The 21,443-nt window shown below is 53.5% G+C and carries 19 protein-coding genes; 9 read left to right on the top strand and 10 right to left on the bottom strand.

Annotation, left to right across the window (positions count from 1 at the left end):
* The first annotated feature begins 133 nt into the window (after window positions 1-133).
* From yqhD to OGY10_RS16140, 4 genes are all read left to right on the top strand, one after another.
* The gene (gene yqhD / locus OGY10_RS16155; protein ID WP_191227197.1) at window positions 134-1,297 is read left to right on the top strand and encodes an alcohol dehydrogenase; all 1,164 of its coding nucleotides are present in this window, start codon (window positions 134-136) and stop codon (window positions 1,295-1,297) included.
* Window positions 1,298-1,521: 224 nt separating this feature from the next.
* Complete coding sequence (dkgA, locus tag OGY10_RS16150; RefSeq protein ID WP_032945014.1) at window positions 1,522-2,349, top strand: 2,5-didehydrogluconate reductase DkgA; 828 nt, start codon at window positions 1,522-1,524, stop codon at window positions 2,347-2,349.
* A 188-nt stretch (window positions 2,350-2,537) separates the two neighbouring features.
* Window positions 2,538-3,992 (top strand): DASS family sodium-coupled anion symporter, encoded by a 1,455-nt coding sequence (locus OGY10_RS16145; RefSeq protein ID WP_003828381.1) that lies wholly within the window; start codon window positions 2,538-2,540, stop codon window positions 3,990-3,992.
* Between the two features lie 44 nt (window positions 3,993-4,036).
* Window positions 4,037-4,492 carry an HIT family protein gene (locus OGY10_RS16140; protein ID WP_008785817.1) on the top strand — a complete coding sequence of 152 codons (456 nt, stop codon included), beginning with the start codon at window positions 4,037-4,039 and terminating at the stop codon, window positions 4,490-4,492.
* Window positions 4,493-4,595: 103 nt separating this feature from the next.
* On the opposite strand, the gene OGY10_RS16135 is transcribed toward OGY10_RS16140, so the two are convergent.
* Window positions 4,596-6,767, bottom strand: a complete 2,172-nt coding sequence (locus tag OGY10_RS16135; RefSeq protein ID WP_111464931.1) for a YgiQ family radical SAM protein — start codon at window positions 6,765-6,767, stop codon at window positions 4,596-4,598.
* 199 nt (window positions 6,768-6,966) lie between these two features.
* On the opposite strand from OGY10_RS16135, the gene OGY10_RS16130 reads away from it, so the two are divergent.
* Window positions 6,967-8,442: a TrkH family potassium uptake protein gene (locus OGY10_RS16130; RefSeq protein ID WP_020996330.1), complete on the top strand. Its 1,476-nt coding sequence runs from the start codon at window positions 6,967-6,969 to the stop codon at window positions 8,440-8,442.
* A 16-nt stretch (window positions 8,443-8,458) separates the two neighbouring features.
* On the opposite strand, the gene ftsP is transcribed toward OGY10_RS16130, so the two are convergent.
* From ftsP to OGY10_RS16110, 4 genes are all read right to left on the bottom strand, one after another.
* Window positions 8,459-9,871, bottom strand: a complete 1,413-nt coding sequence (ftsP, locus tag OGY10_RS16125; protein ID WP_008785819.1) for a cell division protein FtsP — start codon at window positions 9,869-9,871, stop codon at window positions 8,459-8,461.
* A 71-nt stretch (window positions 9,872-9,942) separates the two neighbouring features.
* Window positions 9,943-10,680, bottom strand: a complete 738-nt coding sequence (gene plsC / locus OGY10_RS16120) for a 1-acylglycerol-3-phosphate O-acyltransferase (RefSeq protein ID WP_003024540.1) — start codon at window positions 10,678-10,680, stop codon at window positions 9,943-9,945.
* Between the two features lie 195 nt (window positions 10,681-10,875).
* Window positions 10,876-13,134 carry a DNA topoisomerase IV subunit A gene (gene parC / locus OGY10_RS16115; protein ID WP_191226767.1) on the bottom strand — a complete coding sequence of 753 codons (2,259 nt, stop codon included), beginning with the start codon at window positions 13,132-13,134 and terminating at the stop codon, window positions 10,876-10,878.
* Between the two features lie 118 nt (window positions 13,135-13,252).
* Window positions 13,253-13,651 (bottom strand): YgiW/YdeI family stress tolerance OB fold protein, encoded by a 399-nt coding sequence (locus OGY10_RS16110; RefSeq protein WP_003024544.1) that lies wholly within the window; start codon window positions 13,649-13,651, stop codon window positions 13,253-13,255.
* 150 nt (window positions 13,652-13,801) lie between these two features.
* On the opposite strand from OGY10_RS16110, the gene qseB reads away from it, so the two are divergent.
* The 4 genes from qseB to OGY10_RS16090 all read left to right on the top strand — a co-directional run bounded on the left by qseB (window position 13,802) and on the right by OGY10_RS16090 (window position 16,843).
* The gene (gene qseB, locus OGY10_RS16105) at window positions 13,802-14,461 is read left to right on the top strand and encodes a quorum sensing response regulator transcription factor QseB (protein WP_003828394.1); all 660 of its coding nucleotides are present in this window, start codon (window positions 13,802-13,804) and stop codon (window positions 14,459-14,461) included.
* Window positions 14,458-15,807 carry a quorum sensing histidine kinase QseC gene (qseC, locus tag OGY10_RS16100; RefSeq protein ID WP_191226766.1) on the top strand — a complete coding sequence of 450 codons (1,350 nt, stop codon included), beginning with the start codon at window positions 14,458-14,460 and terminating at the stop codon, window positions 15,805-15,807. Before qseB ends, qseC begins: the two co-directional genes overlap by 4 nt.
* A gap of 109 nt (window positions 15,808-15,916) precedes the next feature.
* Entirely contained in the window at window positions 15,917-16,498 is a 582-nt protein-coding gene (locus OGY10_RS16095; RefSeq protein ID WP_003828397.1) for an NAD(P)H-dependent oxidoreductase, read from the top strand.
* Between the two features lie 30 nt (window positions 16,499-16,528).
* Window positions 16,529-16,843, top strand: a complete 315-nt coding sequence (locus OGY10_RS16090) for a putative quinol monooxygenase (RefSeq protein WP_003024557.1) — start codon at window positions 16,529-16,531, stop codon at window positions 16,841-16,843.
* 106 nt (window positions 16,844-16,949) lie between these two features.
* Here OGY10_RS16090 and parE read toward each other — a convergent pair whose 3' ends face one another.
* From parE to nudF, 5 genes are read right to left on the bottom strand one after another with little or no spacing between them, the layout of a single operon-like run.
* Window positions 16,950-18,842: a DNA topoisomerase IV subunit B gene (gene parE / locus OGY10_RS16085; protein ID WP_003024571.1), complete on the bottom strand. Its 1,893-nt coding sequence runs from the start codon at window positions 18,840-18,842 to the stop codon at window positions 16,950-16,952.
* Between the two features lie 28 nt (window positions 18,843-18,870).
* A complete protein-coding gene (gene yqiA, locus OGY10_RS16080; RefSeq protein WP_003024575.1) occupies window positions 18,871-19,452 on the bottom strand; it encodes an esterase YqiA in 582 nt (193 codons plus the stop codon).
* Window positions 19,452-20,279 (bottom strand): 3',5'-cyclic-AMP phosphodiesterase, encoded by an 828-nt coding sequence (gene cpdA, locus OGY10_RS16075; protein WP_008785825.1) that lies wholly within the window; start codon window positions 20,277-20,279, stop codon window positions 19,452-19,454. The genes yqiA and cpdA overlap by 1 nt, the downstream gene beginning before the upstream one ends.
* Before the next feature lie 24 nt (window positions 20,280-20,303).
* Window positions 20,304-20,726 (bottom strand): DUF1249 family protein, encoded by a 423-nt coding sequence (locus OGY10_RS16070; protein ID WP_003024582.1) that lies wholly within the window; start codon window positions 20,724-20,726, stop codon window positions 20,304-20,306.
* Complete coding sequence (nudF, locus tag OGY10_RS16065; protein ID WP_032945031.1) at window positions 20,723-21,355, bottom strand: ADP-ribose diphosphatase; 633 nt, start codon at window positions 21,353-21,355, stop codon at window positions 20,723-20,725. The genes OGY10_RS16070 and nudF overlap by 4 nt, the downstream gene beginning before the upstream one ends.
* Window positions 21,356-21,443: the final 88 nt, after the last annotated feature.

Below are 21,443 nucleotides of genomic sequence, written 5' to 3'. Positions count from 1 at the left end.
CCAGCAGTCTGTAGAAATGGGCAAGACATCGGCAGAAATGAGCATTGAGAGCAACGCGGCGGGCGACCACAATGTTCATCATCCGGCAGACACTCACCTGCCCTCTTTTATTACCCACCAAAGGGAACGAGCAATGAACAACTTTAATCTCCATACCCCAACACGTATTTTGTTTGGTAAAGGCGCGATTGCTGAGCTGCGCGATCAAATTCCTCAGGACGCTCGCGTACTGGTTACCTATGGCGGCGGCAGCGTGAAAAAAACTGGCGTCCTGGCACAGGTTCAGGACGCGCTGAAAGGCCTGGATGTGCTGGAGTTTGGCGGTATCGAGCCAAACCCGTCTTATGAAACGCTGATGAACGCAGTAAAAATCGTGCGTGATGAGAAAGTGACGTTTCTGCTGGCGGTAGGTGGCGGTTCAGTGCTGGACGGCACCAAATTCATCGCGGCAGCGGCACAGTACGCTGATGGCATCGATCCATGGCGCATTCTGGAAACCCACGGCAACGACGTAACAAGCGCCATCCCGATGGGCTCCGTATTAACCCTGCCTGCAACCGGCTCTGAATCTAACTCCGGCGCGGTAATTTCGCGTAAAACCACCGGCGATAAACTGGCCTTTATGACCCCGTTCGTGCAGCCAGTGTTTGCCGTACTGGATCCGGTTTACACCTACACCCTGCCGCCGCGTCAGGTTGCAAACGGCGTTGTGGATGCTTTTGTTCATACCGTGGAACAGTATGTGACTTATCCGGTAGACGGGAAAATTCAGGATCGCTTTGCCGAAGGCATTCTGCTCACGCTGGTAGAAGAAGGTCCGAAAGCCTTGCAGGAGCCGGAAAACTACAACGTGCGTGCGAACGTCATGTGGGCGGCAACCCAGGCGCTGAACGGCCTGATTGGCGCAGGCGTACCGCAGGACTGGGCAACGCATATGCTGGGCCATGAACTGACCGCAATGCACGGTCTGGATCATGCTCAAACGCTGGCCATCGTTCTGCCAGCGCTGTGGAATGAAAAACGTGATACCAAGCGTGCCAAACTGCTGCAATACGCAGAGCGTATCTGGAATATCACCGAAGGTTCCGACGGCCAGCGCATCGACGCTGCCATTGCCGCTACCCGTGCTTTCTTCGAACAAATGGGCGTACCCACTCGCCTGTCTGACTATGGCCTGGACGGTAGCTCCATCCCGGCATTGCTGGAAAAACTGGAAGCACACGGTGGTACGCAACTGGGCGAACATCAGGACATTACGCTTGAAGTCAGCCGTCGGATTTACGAAGCTGCCCGCTAAGGTTTTTTAACCTCCGCCTTTCGTTTTTGGGTATTTATACCAGGCTTAAGTCACACCTAACTCACCGGGGGCTGCCCCGGTGAACTCAATTTACACCCAATCATTCATGGTGCATCGAGGCGGCAATTAAGTGAATCCCCGGGAGCGTACATAAGTACGTGACCGGGGTAAACGCAAGCAGCCAACAAAGAGGCAGCCTGAAGGATTAAGTGTGGGGGGGAATTATGACCAGTCCAACCATTATCAAGCTACAGGATGGTAACGTCATGCCACAACTGGGCCTGGGGGTCTGGAAGGCAAGCAACGAAGAAGTCATCACCGCCATTCATAAAGCGCTGGAAGTGGGGTATCGCTCAATTGATACCGCTGCGGCGTACAAAAACGAAGAAGGTGTCGGCAAAGCAATACGCGATGCTGGCGTACCACGGGACGAGTTATTCATCACCACCAAGCTGTGGAATGATGACCAAAAACGCCCCCGGGAAGCCTTGCTCGAAAGCATGGAAAAACTCCAGCTTGATTACCTCGATCTATACCTGATGCACTGGCCGGTTCCGGCGATCGACCACTACGTTGAAGCGTGGGAAAACATGATCGACCTGCAAAAAGAAGGGCTGATTAAGAGCATCGGCGTGTGCAACTTTCAGATCAATCATCTCCAGCGGTTGATGGATGAAACCGGCGTACCTCCGGTGATTAACCAGATCGAACTTCATCCGCTTATGCAACAGCGCCAACTGCACGCCTGGAACGCAACGCATAAAATCCAGACCGAATCCTGGAGCCCGCTGGCGCAGGGCGGCAAAGACGTCTTTGATCAAAAGATCATCCGCGACCTCGCTGAGAAATATGGCAAATCACCGGCGCAGATTGTCATCCGCTGGCATCTGGATAGCGGGCTGGTGGTGATTCCAAAATCGGTCACCCCTGCGCGTATCGCAGAAAACTTTAACGTCTGGGACTTCCGCCTGGATAAAGACGAATTAGGCGAAATCGCGAAACTCGATCAGGGCAAACGTCTGGGGCCAGACCCGGATCAGTTCGGCGGTTAACCCCTTCCCTCCAGCCCGACACTCTCGTCGGGCCTTTACTGATTTGAAATATCAGGAAACAATTCACACACATATATTGATGTATTTCTTGCAGTCGCTGGAGCAGCATTACGCAACATAACCTGTTAATTATTAAATAAATATATTTATTTGATGAATATATTCACCATATCCATAGGTGCGTAAACGTGACTGAGAAAAAAAGCAGCGGAGTCAAATGGCTCCCATTAATTCTTATAATATTCATTTCTGCCGGACTGTGGCAGCTTACTCCACCTTCCGGGCTAAGTGCGCCAGCCTGGCATTCGGCAATTATTTTCGTCGCCACCATCGCCTCTATTGTGGCTAAAGTATTACCCATCGGCGCGGTCGGCATTATTGGTATTACGGTATTCGCGCTCGCCTATGCTGCCGGAGATAAAACCGCCAGCGGCGCTATCACCACGGCACTGAGTGAGCTGAACAGTTCACTTATCTGGCTTATCGTCGTGGCTTTTATGATTGCCCGCGGGTTTATCAAAACCGGCCTCGGACGACGCATTGCGCTGCAGATGATCCGTCTGCTCGGCAAGCGCACGCTGGGACTCGCCTATGGTCTGGCCTTTGCCGATCTGATCCTCTCCCCGGCAATGCCGAGTAATACAGCACGCTGCGGCGGCGTCATCTATCCGATTGCTGACTCTCTGGCACGCAGTTTCCATTCGAACCCGGAAGACGAGTCCCGCAGTAAAATCGGTACCTTTCTTATCACCTGTATTGGCAACGTCAACGACGTCACCGCCGCGCTCTTTATGACCGGCTATACCGGCAACCTGTTGGCGGTGAAGCTGGCGGCCAATGCGGGCGTCACGCTGACCTGGGGCGGCTGGTTTATGGCGGCGCTGCTGCCATGCCTGGTGTCCTTACTGCTGGTTCCACTGCTGGTCTACTGGATCGTGCGCCCGGAAATTAAACACACGCCGGATGCCCCTAACCTGGCGCGCAAAGAGCTGGCGGAAATGGGCAGTATGTCTCGCGGCGAATGGCTGATGCTGGCTACCGTCGGCGTGCTGCTGGTGCTGTGGATTTTTGGCGATACGTTAGGCGTCGACGCCACCACTGCTTCGTTCGTGGGACTGTCCATTTTATTGCTAAGCGGCGTTCTGAGCTGGGAAGATGTGAAGAGCGAGAAAGGCGCATGGGACACACTGATTTGGTTTGCCGCGCTGTTGATGATGGCGAACCAGCTGAAAAAACTGGGCTTCACCACCTGGTTTGGCAATCTGATCGGCGATAGCCTGAGCAGTACTATGCACGGTACCAGTTGGGTGATCGTCCTGCTGCTGCTGAACGCCGCCTACTTCTATACCCACTACTTTTTTGCCAGCGGTAATGCACAGATTGCCGCGCTGTACGCCGTTTTCCTTGGTGTCGGTCTGCATCTGAATATTCCCGCAGCCCCCACGGCATTAATGCTGGCCTTCACCAGCAGTTTGTACTGCTCGCTCACCCAGTACACCCATGCTCGCGGTCCAATCCTGTTTGGTGCCGGGTACGTTCCAACGGGCGTCTGGTGGCGTACAGGATTTATCATCAGCTTGTTTAACCAGGCGGTGTTTATCACCGTGGGTCTGATGTGGTGGAAGGTGTTGGGTCTGTACTAAACTGACTGCGTCCTGACGAATCACCTTACCTGCGGAGAAAAGGAATGACCTGTATTTTCTGTCAAATAGTTGAAGGTAAAGCACCCTGCCATAAGGTCTGGGAAGACGAGCATCATCTGGCTTTTCTGTCGATTTTCCCGAACACCGACGGTTTTACCGTGGTGATCCCGAAAAAGCATTATCCCAGCTATGCCTTCGATATGCCGCCGCAGGCACTGGCTGATCTGATGCTGGCGACCCAAAAAGTGGCTAAGAAACTGGATAAGGCTTTCCCGGATGTCAGTCGTACGGGTATGTTCTTCGAAGGTTTCGGCGTAGACCATGTGCACAGCAAATTAAGCCCCATGCATGGCACTGGCGATCTAACCCACTGGAAACCGATTGAAGCGCGGCAGAACAAATTTTTCGAGCAGTATGAAGGATATCTTTCGTCACACGATCATGAACGGGCGGATGATGCAAAACTGGCCGCATTAGCGGCCAGAATTCGTGAAGCATAAATACTGTGTCTCTTTGCCGGATGGCGGTTCAAGCACCTTATCCGGCCTACAAAACTGTTCTATTCGTAGGCCTGATAAGCATTTCACCACCGGGCAAGGCAGATTAGCGCCCTGCCACTTTCCCGCGTTTTTTGTTCGCGGCAGGCGTCTGGCGCTGATGCGCCACCGGTGTGTGCTTGGTCAATGCCGGGCGAGTATAACGGTTCTGGCGACGCGCTTCGCGCATCTCTTCCAGCGTAGGCGCCGGGACCAGACATTCGCGACGACCGCCGATCAGATGCTTTTTACCCATATCTTCCAGCGCCTGGCGGATTAACGGCCAGTTGGCTGGATCGTGGTAACGCAGCAGGGCTTTATGTAAACGACGCTGCTTATCACCTTTCGGCACCACCACATCTTCACTCTTATAACCAATTTTACCCAGTGGGTTTTTCCCGGTGTAATACATGGTTGTGGAGTTCGCCAACGGCGATGGATAGAAGTTCTGCACCTGATCCAGACGGAAACGACGTTGCTTCAACCACAACGCCAGATTCACCATATCTTCATCACGCGTACCCGGGTGCGCGGAAATAAAGTACGGGATCAGGTACTGCTCTTTACCCGCTTGCTTAGAGTAGGTATCGAACAATTCCTTAAAGCGATCGTAGCTGCCCATCCCCGGCTTCATCATCTTCGACAACGGGCCTTCTTCGGTATGCTCTGGCGCAATCTTCAGATAGCCGCCAACGTGGTGGGTCGCCAGTTCTTTGATATAGCGCGGATCTTCAACCGCGATGTCATAACGCACGCCCGAAGCGATGAGGATCTTTTTAATGCCTTTCAAATCACGCGCACGACGATAAAGGTTAATCGTCGGTTCGTGGTTGGTGTCCATATGCGGACAGATATCCGGGTAGACGCATGACAGACGACGGCAGGTCTGCTCCGCGCGCGGTGACTTACAGCGCAGCATATACATGTTCGCCGTTGGGCCGCCGAGGTCGGAAATCACGCCGGTAAAACCTGGAACGGTGTCGCGAATGGCTTCGATTTCATTGATGATCGAGTCTTCAGAGCGGCTCTGGATGATGCGACCTTCGTGCTCGGTGATCGAACAGAACGAACAGCCGCCAAAGCAGCCACGCATAATGTTGATCGAGAAACGGATCATCTCATAGGCCGGAATGCGGCTGTCGCCATACGCCGGATGCGGCACGCGTTTGTACGGCAGCGCAAAGACGCTATCCATCTCTTCGGTAGAGAGCGGAATGGCTGGCGGGTTGATCCAGATGTAGCGATCGCCGTGCTTTTGCATCAGCGCACGCGCGCAGCCTGGGTTGGTTTCGTGGTGCAGGATACGCGACGCATGCGCATACAGCACTTTATCGCCCTTCACTTTTTCGAAGGACGGCAGCAGCACGTAGGTTTTTTCCCACGGTTTCGGGCGCGGCGGCTGTACGGTTACCGCTTTCGCTTCCTGCTTTTTCGGTGCGACCGGCTTGTTGTCAGCACACGGCAGATCTTCACCATACGGATGCGGGATCGGGTCAATCTTACCCGGCGTGTCGAGGCGCGTGGAATCCACCCCACTCCAGCCCGGCAGCGCTTCTTTAACCATAATCGCAGTGTTACGCACGTCGCGGATCTGATCGATGGTTTCGCCCATCGCCAGACGATGCGCCACTTCCACCAGCGGACGTTCGCCGTTGCCGAACATCAGCATGTCGGCTTTGGAATCCACCAGAACAGAGCGACGAACGGTATCAGACCAATAGTCATAGTGCGCGGTACGGCGCAGGCTGGCCTCAATACCGCCGAGAATAACCGGCACATCTTTCCATGCTTCTTTACAGCGCTGGGTATAGACCAGCGTGGCGCGGTCCGGACGTTTGCCCGCAACGTTGTCCGGTGTGTAGGCATCGTCATGGCGCAGTCGGCGATCGGCGGTGTAACGGTTGATCATCGAGTCCATGTTGCCTGCGGTCACACCAAAGAACAGGTTCGGTTTACCCAAACGCATAAAATCGTCTTTGTTGTTCCACTCCGGCTGGGCGATAATCCCTACGCGAAAGCCTTGTGCTTCCAGCATACGTCCGCAAATTGCCATGCCAAAGCTGGGATGATCGACGTATGCATCGCCGGTAACCAGAATGATGTCGCAGCTATCCCAGCCAAGTTGGTCCATTTCGTCGCGTGACATCGGCAAAAACGGTGCCGGGCCAAAACAGGCAGCCCAGTACTGCGGCCAGGAGAAAAGGTCTCTGTCCGGCTGGATCAGGGATATTGCGCTCATAATGCTTCCAAAAATGGTAAAAAAATAATCAAAGGCCGAGGATTATACGCTGTATGTCGGCAAGAAATGAAGTGGAGTCTGAACCAGACCAGTAGAAAGTTATATAAATTGTTAAATTTTACGACGATCATTTTTATCAATCATAATTAACACCATGCCAGCCAGCTGAGATAACTCTTTTTCGGCGGGGGATTTTTCATTGCGACTCAACGATTCACTGCATATTTCCCAGTTACGGGTTGTTGTTCACCTGTGCGGATTTCTGGTTCTTCTCTACAGCTTTTCTATGCTGCCACCGATGCTCATCGCTTTGTTAAACAAAGAGCGGAGCTTGTTCGCCTTTTTCAGCACGTTTATGACTTTCTTCACCCTCGGCGGCGGGGCGTGGTTGGCAACCAAACATGCGGGGATTCAACTGCGCACCCGGGATGGTTTCGTCATTATCGTCCTGTTCTGGCTGTTGTTTTCGTTTATCAGCGCGATGCCGATGTGGATGGACGATGGCTTAAACCTCTCTTTTGCGGATGCCCTGTTTGAAGGAGTTTCTGGGATTACCACTACAGGCGCAACGGTGATTGATGACGTCAGCGCCTTGCCGAAGTCGTATCTGTACTATCGGGCTCAGCTCAATTTTATTGGCGGTCTGGGTGTTATCGTCCTCGCCGTGGCGGTATTGCCGCTGCTGGGTATTGGTGGCATGAAGCTGTATCAGTCTGAAATGCCGGGCCCTTTTAAAGAAGAACGCCTCACGCCAAGACTTGCTGATACTGCACGCACGCTGTGGATGACCTATGTCATTCTGGGTCTTATTTGTACTCTGGCCTACTGGGCTGCCGGGATGTCGTTTTTCGACGCCTTATGCCACGGGCTGTCGACGGTCTCTCTCGGCGGATTTTCCACTCGCAGCGAGAGCATCGGCTTTTATAACAGCCATGCCATTGAGCTTGTCGCCGGGATATTTTCACTGCTGTCTGCGTTTAACTTCACCCTCTGGTACGTTGCTATCGTGAAACGTACCTTCAAACCCTTTCGTCGTAATGCCGAATTGCGTTTCTTTTTGCTTATTGCGTTGGTGGTCACTCTGATCGCCACCTGGCAAGTTTGGCGGGCAGGTATGTACGGATTAACGGACAGCCTGGTGCATGCTTTTTTTCTGGCCAGTTCGATGCTGACAGATAATGGCCTGTCGACGGCGGATTACGCGCAGTGGCCTTCGCACACGATCTTCATGCTGCTCAGCGCCAGTTTCTTCGGCGGTTGTGTGGGATCGACCTGCGGGGGGATTAAGGTGCTGCGCTTTTTGATTATGTTCAAGCAGTGCCGTCAGGAGTTACACCAGCTCGCGCATCCCCGTGCCCTGCTGAATATCAAAGTGGGCAATAGCGTGGTAAGCGACCGGGTGGTGCGTTCGGTATGGAGCTTTTTCTTTCTCTACGTTTTGTTCACCAGCTTTTTTATCTGGGCGCTCAATCTGATGGGCTACGATCTCTTCTCCTCTTTCGCCACCGTCGCCGCCTGCATCAACAATATGGGGCTAGGATTTGGCGTCACCGCCACGACATTTGGCACCTTAAACGAGGAAGCAAAGCTACTGATGTGCGCGGCCATGATCATGGGGCGTCTGGAGATTTACCCCATTCTGATCCTGTTCTCGCGCATGTTCTGGCGGGCGTAACGAATACCCCGGCGCATTACGGCGCCGGGTTCACCAACATCTGTCCGATTGAGCCACGATCCGCCATTTCCAGCGTCTGGCTATTAAAGTAGAACGGGAAATGGGCCCAGGAAGGCTGTCCGTAATAAACCAGTAATTCAACCTGGCCATCAACCCAGACAGTATCTTTCCAGCCTCTGTCTTCCGGGAACGGCATCGCGCCATTCACATTACGGATCAGGAACGAAACACCTTCAATATGGAAGGACTGGGGCATATCCGCCCGCACCGTCCAGCGCTCCCAGGAGCCCTGCTGGGCAGTAATATCCATACGATTGACGTCCCACAGCTGACCGTTGATGCCAGGATCGTCGTCCAGGCTGATATCACGGCTGCGAATCGGCGAACCGCTGAGGATTTCCGTTGGCAGCAGGCGCATTGGCAGGCTATCGGTCACCAGCGGCAGAAGGCCCGTTGGACGCAGAGTCAGCACCAGCGTGGAGATGAGAATACTGGAAGGCTCAAAGAACCCGCGGATCCTGTCGACAATACTGGCCGCCTCACCACAGGTGATAGAGACCTCATTACCGTTCGTCATATCCACCAGGATCTCACGACGCTCGCCCGGAGCCAACGAGAGCTGCTTCACCGAAACAGGCGCAGGTAAAAAACCCTGATCGCCGGAAATCACATGCAGCGCACGGCCATCGCTCATTTGCAGCTGGTAACGACGCGAGTTTGAAGCGTTCAGCAAACGCAAGCGCACCCAGCCGCGGGAGACTTCGACATACGGGCTTTGCGCCCCATTGACCAGCAGCGTATCACCGACAAAGCCACCGCTGCCGGGCTCGCTGTATTCCGGCGTGCCAAAGTTGTCCAGCCGCTTGTCCTGGATTATGACCGGAAAATCATCCACGCCATAGTGGTTGGGAATAGACAGTGATTTACTCACTTCATCTTCAACCAGCCACATCCCGGCAAGACCGTTATAGACCTGCTGAGCAGTACGATTTGGCGTATTAGCGTGATACCACAACGTGGCGGCATTCTGGCGAATCGGTAGCACCGGCGCCCAGTCAGCATTCGGGGACATCATGCGCGCCGGGCCGCCCATCAGCGGGCCTGGTACCTGCAACCCGGCGACGGTCATCGAGACATTTTCAGTCAGACGGTTGCTGTAGATAAGCTTGACGTCATCCCCTTTCCAGACACGGATTGTCGGTCCCAGATAGCGGCCGTTAATTCCCCATACAGGTGCGCGCGTGCCTTGCGTAAAGGACCAGTGCGCACGTTGCAGCGTCATAAATAGCGGCTGCCCCCGGCGGGACTCCAGCAGCGGAGGCACGGGTAACGGTTGTTGCTGACCGGCAGCATTAGCCTTCAGCGGAACAGCACCTGCACACAGTGCGATCCCCGATGCCTGAATGAACTGACGCCGACTGAATGACATATAAACTCCATAAAAAACTGGCTATTAACACGCAGGAAGTCATTTCCTGTAAAAAACCCGAATTGCGCGGATTAAACCTTACCGGCGGCTTCCCGCTCAGCAACTTCTTTATCGAGTTCTGCGATTTTTTGTTCCATCAGCGTGCGGCAATGCGCTGCCAGTTCACGAACCTGATCTTTCCCAAAGTGGCTAATATCCACCGGTGGCAACATCTCGACAATTGCCAGACCATTATTGAGTCGATTGAGTTTTATCTTGTTCGAGGTTGTGGAAACGCACACCGGAATGACCGGGACACCAGCAGCAATCGCTGCATGGAACGCGCCGGTTTTAAACGGCAGCAGACCGCGACCGCGGCTACGCGTCCCTTCAGGGAACATCCAGATAGAAATGCGACGTTTTTTGAAATGATTCACCACGGCAGCAATGGTGCTGTGCGCTTTAGCGCGGTTGTTTCTGTCAATCAACAGGTTACCGGTTAACCAGTACAGCTGCCCGAAGAAAGGGATCCACAGCAGGCTTTTTTTACCTACCGTCACCGTCGGCGGCTGAACGATATTCGCAGCGGTAACCATGTCATAGTTGTTCTGATGGTTACAAATATAGATAGCATTACCATAGTTCTGCGCGTCTGCCGGCATGCGGCACTCGACCTTCAGGCCATAAAGGGGAGCCAGGCGGCCAAACATATGGCCGAACGTTGCAACGTGTTTTGGATTTCGTGGGCTGAACAGACAGTATATGCAACCGAAAATACAGACCAGAACGCAGTAAATAACAGTAATAATTAAACGAAAAATATATAGCATAACAACCTCTAAGGCCTAAGAGCCTGGCATTTTACGTCACCTGATTCATCACGCGGTATCAGGTTAGGGCTTTGTTAAGGGCGGCTCTCTGGAAAAGCGTATTGTTAATCGCAACGCACGAATAAACAACGGTTTCACGGGAATTTTTAACGTTGGCTCTCCCTGGGCTTTAACAGGGAGAGCCGGACGGTAGCGTTATTCTTCGCTGTCGCCGTGACTGGCGCGTCGAGGCGAGTCAATCTCAATGCTGTCGATACGCTGCAGACCACGCATTAGCGTGCCGCGACGGCCGCGCTCTCCGGTCACTTTCTGCAACTCTTCAGGACGCAGTTTGATTTTGCGCTTACCGACGTGGATGGTCAGCGTGCTCTGCGGCGGCAGCACGTAAAGTTGCGCCAGGCCATCCTCGCCTTTCGCCGCTTCCGCTGAAGGGATATTAATGATCTTGTTCCCTTTGCCTTTCGACAACTGCGGTAAATCGCTCACCGGGAACATCAACATGCGGCCAGCCTGAGTAATAGCCAGTAGCATGTCGGTTTCATCTTCAATCACCACCGGCTGCATCACGCGCGCATTTTCTGGCAGCGTAATCAATGCCTTACCCGCACGGTTACGTGCGACCAGGTCATTGAAGGTACAGACAAAACCGTAGCCCGCATCGGAGGCCATCAGCAGTTTCTGATCGTCGCCTTCCATCAGCATGTGCTCAACCGTCGCGCCTGGCGGCAGCGTGAGCTTCCCGGTCAGCGGTTCACCCTGACCGCGCGCCGACGGCAGCGTAATCGGGTCGATGGCATAGCTGCGTCCGGTCGAGTCCACGAACACCACCGGCTGGTTGCTCTTACCCTTCACTGCCGACTTAAAGCTGTCGCCCGCTTTATAGCTTAATCCTGGCGCATCGATGTCGTGGCCTTTCGCGCTACGCACCCAGCCACTCTGGGACAACACAATGGTCACCGGCTCAGATGGCAGCATGTCGTGCTCGCTCATCGCCTTCGCTTCTTCGCGCTCCTGCAACGGAGAACGACGATCGTCGCCATAGGCGTCTGCATCGGCCTGCAGCTCTTTCTTCAGCAGGTTACTCATTTTACGATCGGAAGCCAGAATGGCCTGCAACTGATCGCGCTCTTTCGCCAGCTCATCCTGCTCACCGCGGATTTTCATCTCTTCGAGTTTGGCAAGGTGGCGCAATTTCAGCTCAAGGATGGCTTCAGCCTGGGTTTCAGAAATGCCAAACCGCGACATCAGCTCAGGCTTAGGTTCATCTTCATGACGAATAATTTCGATGACTTCGTCAATGTTGAGGAACGCCACCAGCAAACCTTCAAGGATGTGCAGGCGCTTGAGCACTTTTTCCAGACGATAATTCAGGCGGCGACGTACGGTATCGCGGCGGAACGCCAGCCATTCGGTGAGGATCTCCAGCAGGTTTTTCACCGCCGGACGACCATCAAGACCGATCATGTTCAGGTTGATACGGTAGCTCTTTTCCAGATCGGTAGTGGCAAACAGGTGGTTCATCACCTGCTCCATATCCACACGATTAGAGCGCGGGACAATCACCAGACGGGTCGGGTTTTCGTGATCCGATTCGTCGCGCAGGTCGTCTACCATCGGCAGCTTTTTATTGCGCATTTGAGCAGCGATCTGCTCCAGCACTTTTGCCCCGGAAACCTGATGCGGCAGCGCGGAAATCACCACCGCGCCGTCTTCTTTCGTCCATACCGCACGCATACGTACGGAGCCGCGTCCGTTCTCGTAAATCTTACGAATTTCCGCGCGCGAAGTAATGATCTCCGCTTCGGTCGGGTAATCCGGCCCTTGCACGATATCCAGCAACTGATCCAGCGTCGTTTTCGGCTGCTCAATCAGGGTAATCGCTGCTTTTGCCACTTCACGCAGATTATGTGGCGGAATGTCCGTTGCCATACCAACGGCAATACCGGTCGTGCCGTTCAGCAGAATATTTGGTAGACGAGCAGGCAGCATCTTCGGCTCCTGCATGGTGCCGTCGAAGTTTGGCACCCAGTCCGACGTTCCCTGACCGAGTTCACCCAGCAGGACTTCCGCATATTTAGACAGGCGTGATTCGGTATAACGCATCGCCGCGAAGGATTTCGGGTCGTCCGGTGCCCCCCAGTTCCCCTGCCCGTCAACCAGCGGGTAACGGTAAGAGAACGGCTGCGCCATCAGCACCATCGCTTCATAGCAGGCGCTGTCGCCGTGCGGATGGTATTTACCCAGCACGTCACCGACGGTACGGGCGGATTTTTTAAATTTGGCGCTGGCATTCAGCCCCAGTTCGGACATCGCGTATACGATGCGACGCTGAACGGGTTTCAAACCATCGCCAATAAACGGCAACGCCCTGTCCATGATGACGTACATGGAATAGTTCAGATAGGCGTTTTCCGTGAATTCATGCAGCGCCAGGCGCTCTGCCATATCGCTCATTAATCGTGGTTCCTCAACTTTGTACCCCTCTATTGAAGGGCAATATTGCCGCAGATACTACCCTATCTGGCGTGTTGAGTCACAAAGAAAAGGGCCGCGAATGCGGCCCTGATGGGGATTACTTAGCAACTTTGGTAATCTGTTTTACGTCGATTTCAACGGAGTTCCAGTCTTTATCCACTTCACCCTGGATTTCAACCACATCCTGCGGTGTGACGGTTACGCCGTTCCAGCGCTTGTGGTCGATATCCACATTCACCGTGCCGGTCGCATCTTTAAACACGTACAGGTCGTCGGAAATACGCTCAACGATGTTCCCGCGCAGGGTAACCCAGGTGTCATCACGCAGTGATTTGGCGCTTTCTACCGTCGTGCTGCTACCGTTCGGGCCGACAAATCCGCCGTTTTGGCTCTGCGTGGTGGTTGTCGTTGGCCCAGAGAAGCCGCCCTGCTGAGCTGCCAGAACAGGTGCGGAACACAGTGCCATTACGGCAACCATTGCAGCTAATTTTTTCATCGTCATGTCTCCCTTTCATGTTGGTTTACGACTATTAAATAAGTTAATCCTTAACAAGTTCTTAAGGCAAAAAAAGATACTTTTTTTGCTGTACAGAGACTGTAGCCACAGGTTTACTGACTGCAAATGAGTTATCGCAGGGATGAACATATGCGTATTTTACTGATCGAAGATGACACGTTGATTGGCGATGGCCTGAAAACAGGTCTGAGTAAAATGGGTTTCAGCATCGACTGGTTTACCGAAGGTCGCCAAGGGAAAGAAGCACTCTACAGCGCACCTTATGATGCGGTAATCCTCGACCTGACGCTGCCAGGCATAGACGGACGGGACATTTTGCGCGAATGGCGAGCCAACGGAAAGCAGGAGCCTGTGCTGATTCTGACCGCTCGCGACGCGCTGGCAGAACGCGTAGAAGGCCTGCGCCTGGGCGCAGATGACTATCTGTGCAAACCCTTTGCGCTGATCGAAGTTGCCGCCAGACTGGAGGCACTGGTACGTCGTGCCAGTGGCCAGGCCAGCAACACATTGTGCCATGGCCAGGTGACGCTTGATCCCGGCGCGCTGGTCGCCACGGCGGCTGGCGAACCGTTGTCTCTTAAGCCCAAAGAGTTCGCGCTGCTGGAGCTGCTTATGCGTAACAAGGGCCGCGTCCTGCCCCGCAAACTGATTGAAGAAAAACTGTATACCTGGGACGAAAACGTCTCCAGCAATGCGGTTGAAGTACACGTCCATCACTTACGCCGTAAGCTCGGCAGCGACTTTATCCGTACCGTGCATGGCATTGGCTACACCCTGGGTGACGCATGAAACTCGCACAAAGCCTCAGCCTGCGCATCAGGCTAACGCTTATCTTCATGATTTTGGTTTTAGTGACCTGGCTGATTTCCAGCTTTGTCGCCTGGAAGCAAACCACCGATAACGTGAATGAGATGTTCGACACGCAGCAAATGCTGTTCGCCAAGCGTCTGGTCACGCTGGATCTTGATGAACTCAAAGCCTCTGAACGCATCGCGCATACCCCGAAAAAATTCAAGCATGGTCATATTGACGACGATGTACTGACCTTCGCGGCCTACACGCCAGAAGGGAAAATGGTTCTTCACGATGGCGACAATGGCCAATACATTCCCTACAGCTACCGCCGGGAAGGTTTTGACGATGGCTATCTGAATGGCGACAACGATAAATGGCGTTTTGTCTGGCTGACTTCCGCAGATAAAAAGTATCGAATCGTTGTCGGCCAGGAATGGGAATATCGTGAAGATATGGCTTTAGCGATTGTGACAGCACAATTGGTGCCGTGGTTGGTCGCTCTGCCGCTGATGCTGTTAATCCTGATTGTGTTGTTAAGTCTTGAACTTAAGCCACTGAAGAAACTGGCGCAGGCGCTACGTTTACGCGACCCGGAATCAGAAGAACCGCTCAGTTTGAAAGGCATTCCTGGCGAGGTTCGCCCGCTGGTTGAATCACTCAACCAACTTTTCACTCGTATTCATACCACCATGGTACGTGAACGGCGCTTTACTTCAGATGCCGCTCACGAGTTGCGTAGTCCATTGACGGCGCTGAAAGTACAAACCGAAGTGGCGCAACTGTCTGACGATGACCCGCAGGCACGGCAAAAAGCCTTAATGCAGATGCAGGCCGGGATCGATCGCGCCACCCGTCTGGTCGATCAGTTACTGACGCTTTCGCGCCTTGACTCCCTCGACAATCTTCAGGATGTGGCAGAAATCTCGCTGGAGGAGCTACTACAATCTTCGGTGATGGATATCTACCATTCGGCCCAGCAGGCGCATATTGACGTACGTTTGCAGATTAACGCGCACGGCATCACATGTACCGGGCAACCGCTGTTACTCAGCCTGATGGTGCGAAATCTGCTGGATAATGCGATTCGCTATAGTCCACGGGGAAGTATTGTGGAAGTGACGCTCAACGCCCGCAATTTTAGCGTCAAAGACAATGGTCCAGGTATTGCGCCGGAAGTTCTGATGCACATTGGAGAACGCTTTTATCGTCCACCGGGGCAAAGCGTGACCGGCAGCGGTCTCGGCCTGTCGATTGTCCGTCGTATCGCGATATTGCATGGAATGTCAGCCTCGTTTGGCAACGCTCCGGAAGGTGGCTTTGAAGCAAAAGTCAGTTGGTAATTGCGTTATTGTTGCTCATATAGCAAAAGACTTTGCACATTTTGCTAATTTCACCGCACCGCTGGTGGGAGTAAAATCGTCCTCAAACGTATTTCCTTGAGGACACAAAATGAGCAACATTCTGATTATCAACGGGGCGAAAAAATTCGGCCATTCTAATGGTCAACTGAATGACACCCTGACCGAGGTCGCGGACGGTATCCTGCGCGACCTCGGGCATGATGTTAAAGTCGTACGCGCAGACAGCGATTATGACGTAAAAGCAGAAGTGCAGAATTTCGTCTGGGCCGATGCGGTTATCTGGCAGATGCCTGGCTGGTGGATGGGCGCACCGTGGACCGTGAAAAAATACATCGATGACGTGTTTACCGAAGGTCACGGTACGCTGTACGCCAGCGACGGCCGCACACGTTCAGATGCCTCTAAAAAATACGGCTCCGGCGGGCTGATTCAGGGCAAAAAATACATGCTGTCCCTGACCTGGAACGCACCGATGGAAGCCTTCACTGAAAAAGACCAGTTCTTCCATGGCGTTGGCGTTGATGGCGTCTATCTCCCTTTCCATAAAGCAAACCAGTTCCTGGGAATGGAAGCGCTGCCGACCTTTATCACCAATGACGTGATTAAAATGCCGGACGTCCCGCGTTATATCGCAGAATATCGCAAGCATCTGACCGAAATTTTTGGTTAACTGGTAACCTGGAATTAGAAGGAGTTAACCATGCTTACCGTTATTGCAGAAATCCGTACACGTCCAGGTCAACATCACCGCCAGGCGGTACTGGATCAGTTTGCCAAAATCGTTCCGACCGTACTGAAAGAAGAAGGCTGCCACGGCTATGCGCCGATGGTGGATCATGCCGCAGGTGTGAGTTTTCAGACTACAGCACCAGATTCAATCGTGATGGTTGAGCAGTGGGAAAGCATCGCGCATCTTGAAGCGCATTTGCAGACCCCGCATATGAAAGCCTACAGCGAAGCCGTGAAAGGTGACGTGCTGGACATGAATATTCGTATTCTCGAGTCGGGCATTTAAGATTGTCGATTTGCCGGGTGACGCTTAGCTATCCGGCATAAATCGCTTCGTCAGATGAGAGCCGGATAAGGCATTTTACGCCCGTCTCCGGCTTTTCTACATGCAATTACCCTTCGAGATCCGCCAGGTCGCCTTTCTCCTGCAACCAGTTACGACGATCTTCAGAACGCTTCTTGGCCAGCAGCATATCCATCATTGCGTTGGTACGCTGATCGTCTTCATCATCGATAATGAGCTGCACCAGGCGACGGGTGTTCGGATCCAGCGTAGTTTCACGAAGCTGCATCGGGTTCATTTCACCCAGACCTTTAAAGCGCTGCACGTTCGGCTTGCCTTTCTTGCGCTTTAACTGCTCCAGTACGCCCGCTTTCTCTTCTTCCGTCAGCGCGTAATAGACCTCTTTGCCGAGGTCGATACGGTATAACGGCGGCAGCGCCACGTAGACGTGACCGTGTTTCACCAGCGTGCGGAAGTGCTTCACAAACAGCGCGCACAGCAGCGTAGCGATGTGCAGACCATCGGAGTCCGCATCCGCCAGGATACAGATCTTGCCATAGCGCAATTGGCTCAGATCGTCGCTGTCCGGATCGATACCGATCGCCACGGAAATATCGTGAACCTCCTGCGAAGCCAGCACTTCATCGGAAGAGACTTCCCAGGTATTGAGGATCTTACCTTTCAGCGGCATGATCGCCTGATATTCTCGATCGCGCGCCTGCTTGGCCGATCCGCCCGCGGAGTCACCTTCGACAAGGAACAGTTCGGTGCGATTAAGATCCTGTGCGGTACAGTCCGCCAGTTTACCCGGCAGCGCCGGACCGCTGGTCAGCTTTTTACGCACTACTTTTTTCGCCGCACGCAGACGACGCTGCGCGCTGGAAATCGCCATCTCAGCCAGCAGTTCGGCTGACTGCACGTTCTGGTTCAGCCACAGGCTGAATGCATCTTTCACCACGCCAGAGACGAATGCCGCACACTGACGCGAAGAGAGGCGCTCTTTGGTTTGTCCGGCAAACTGCGGATCCTGCATTTTTACCGACAACACATAAGCACAGCGATCCCAGATATCTTCCGCCGACAGCTTCACGCCACGCGGCAGGATGTTACGGTACTCGCAGAACTCGCGCATCGCATCCAGCAGTCCCTGACGCAGACCGTTAACGTGCGTACCACCCTGCATGGTTGGGATCAGGTTCACATAGCTTTCGGTCAGCAGCTCGCCGCCTTCCGGCAGCCAGAGCAGCGCCCAGTCCACCGTCTCCGTCTCACCGCTGAAATTACCGATAAACGGTTTTTCCGGCAGCGTCGGTAGGCCATTCACCGCTTCGCTCAGATAGTCATTCAGACCGTCCTGGTAGCACCAGCGCTGTTCGCTGTTGTTGACCTCATCCTTAAAAGTGATCTCAACGCCTGGGCACAGTACCGCTTTTGCTTTCAGTACGTGCGTTAAGCGCGAAACAGAAAAACGCGGGCTGTCAAAGAAGCTTTCATCGGGCCAGAAGTGCACGCTGGTCCCGGTATTGCGTTTGCCGCAGGTACCGACAACCTGTAAATCCTGCACTTTATCGCCATTCTCAAACGCGATGTTGTATACCTGCCCGTCGCGGCGCACGTTCACTTCCACACGTTTGGACAGGGCGTTAACAACGGAGATACCCACACCGTGCAGACCACCGGAGAACTGGTAGTTCTTGTTAGAGAACTTGCCGCCCGCGTGCAGACGACAGAGGATCAGCTCAACCGCCGGAACGCCTTCTTCAGGGTGAATATCTACCGGCATGCCGCGTCCGTCATCAATAACTTCCAGAGACTGGTCGGCATGTAAGATCACGTCCACGCGTTTTGCGTGGCCCGCCAGTGCTTCATCCACACTGTTATCAATCACTTCCTGCCCAAGATGGTTCGGACGGGTCGTATCGGTGTACATCCCAGGGCGACGGCGTACCGGCTCAAGCCCAGTGAGTACCTCAATGGCATCAGCGTTATAAGTTTGCGTCATGGTTTAAATAAGCAATTCGAATTGATCGTCAGAAACTGTGCAGTCCAAGGAAATCGACAATCGGGTTGAAATAATCTTCGAAGCCCGTGAATGCGTGGTTTCCGCCCTCAATAACTGTCTGACGGCAGGAGGCGTAATACGCCACCGCCTGGCGGTAGTCCAACACTTCATCGCCCGTTTGTTGGAGCAGCCAGATCAAATCCGGCGCTTCCAGCGGGTCAATCTGCATGACTTTAAGATCGTAAATATGGCGTGACTCTAGCACATATTGCTGCCCCGTGTAGGGGTTCTCGTTTTGACCGAGATAGTCGACCAGCAGTTCATAAGGCCGTACGGCAGGGTTCACCACCACTGCCGGCAGCATAAAACATTGCGACAGCCAGGTGGCGTAATAGCCGCCTAAAGAGGAACCGACAATCCCCAGCGACTCTCCGCCGTGTTCAAGAATGATCGATTCCAGCATCTCTGCGGCTTGCGCAGGATACGGAGGTAGCTGCGGCACGATCATCTCAACGTGCGGGTGGTGTTCCGCAAGCCAGTTTTTCAGTAAACACGCCTTCGCCGAACGAGGAGAGCTATTAAATCCGTGAAGATAGAGAAGCGTAGACATCAGTAGCCTTCTGAAGCGGTATCAGGGTGGAACCGATTACCCTGCAGACGACGTACCTGAGTCTGCAACGTCCCGTCGGCAAAAAGCTCCAGCGTCCGCCAGCCTGGGCTGATGGTATCCAATGTGAAGTTGGAACAGTGCGGTTTAAATTGCACGCAGGTCGACGGCGTCGCCAGCAGACGGCGACCGTTCCAGTCCAGATCCAGTTCCTGATGAATATGCCCGCACAATAGATACCTGGCGCGAGGATAATTCACCAGCACGTTATCCAGCTCAGCGGCATTACGCAGACTGTGCTGATCGAGCCAGCTGCAGCCCGCAGGCAGAGGATGATGATGCAGAAGCAGCAAGGTATTACGCTCTGGCGCATCAGCAAGTTTACGCTCCAGCCATTCGAGCTGGAATTCACTTAACTCACCGTGGGGAACGCCGAACACCTGGCTGTCGAGCAGCAAGATTTGCCACTGTTCGCCAATGAAAACGCGTTTGGCCGGGGAAATGCCCGCATCCTGCAGCGCGCTGTACATTGCCGGCTGAAAATCGTGATTGCCCGGTAGCCAAACGCAGGGCGCACGAAAACTTGCGATGCCCTCAGCAAAATGCTGATAAGCCGCAGCGGATTGATCCTGCGCCAAATCACCCGTCGCGACGATCAGATCGTACTCAGGCGACTCTGCATGTATTGCATCCAGTACGGATTGATAGCTGTCCCAGGTGTTCACACCCAGCAGCGTTTCATGCTTTTCGGCAAACAGGTGAGTGTCTGTAATTTGTAAGATCCTGACTCTGGCCTCACCAGCCAAAGGAAGGGTTAACAGGCTTTCCAAATGGTGTCCTTAGGTTTCACGACGCTAATAAACCGGAATCGCCATCGCTCCATGTGCTAAACAGTACCGTAACCAGTCGGCCAAAAACTGATTAATTTGATGCTTTTCGTCGCGTTGATGCAACTTTTTATTTGGATAATCATACCGCGCTTTGAAGCGAAAGATCTGCTGACTTGAACACACTTCAGCCACCCTTGCGTCATGATACAGGCGCACGGTCAATGAAGGCAGGCTCCAGTATGTGACGGCCGGTGCCGTTTGTTCGATCGCAACAAGCGTAGTGTATCGGGTCGATTCCACGATCGTTAACCGATATTGTGCGTTTGCTACCTGATAGCTCACTGTTTCACCGGCTGCATCATTACGTGGCAGCAGGCGGCGCAATTGCGAATAGTTGGTTTCGCACAGACGCATCATTTCAGGGAAGTCAGGTGTGTAACGCTTCATTTTTTCCACTCAGTTTTTAACTCTTGATAGTGCAGCTGTAACCATTGCAAGGCGATGACAGACGCTGCGTTGTCGATTTTCCCCTCTTCTACCCATTGGTAAGCCTGTTCCCGGCTTACCACATGAACACGAATATCTTCGTTTTCATCAGCCAGACCATGGATCCCGCTCGCGGTCGTGGCGTCCACTTCGCCGACTAAAATAGACAGGCGCTCACTGGTGCCACCCGGGCTTGCCAGATAGCTCAGAACGGGCTTCGTCCGCTTAACTTCCAGCCCGGCCTCTTCCATTGCTTCACGACGGGCTACATCTTCAACGGTTTCGCCCTCTTCGATCATCCCGGCCACCATTTCCAGTAACCACGGGCTTTCGCTGGTATCAAATGCCGCGATACGGATCTGCTCGACCAGCACAACTTCATCTCGCTCAGGGTCAAAGGGTAGCAAGACTGCCGCGTGTCCGCGCTCAAAAATTTCGCGCGTTACCTCGCCGCTCATCCCCCCGTTAAACAGGCGATGGCGAAACCGATAAAGATCCAGTGAAAAAAAACCGCGGTATAGCTTTTCTCGTGCAATAATTTCTACATCATTTTTAGTGAAAGTCATTGGCAAGTTGTCTGGTTTACGCATTGTGCTGTCCTGAAACCAATAGTGATTAAAATGTGAATTTCAAGGTCGTTTGACTGATGTTTGAACGCCCTTGTGTTAAATTGATGCA

It is taken from the genome of Citrobacter sp. Cpo148 (assembly GCF_030332375.1).
GTDB classification, from domain to species: domain Bacteria; phylum Pseudomonadota; class Gammaproteobacteria; order Enterobacterales; family Enterobacteriaceae; genus Citrobacter; species Citrobacter portucalensis.
The sequence above is the reverse complement of the archived record's forward strand: the minus strand, read 5'-3'. Positions and strand labels throughout refer to the sequence as shown.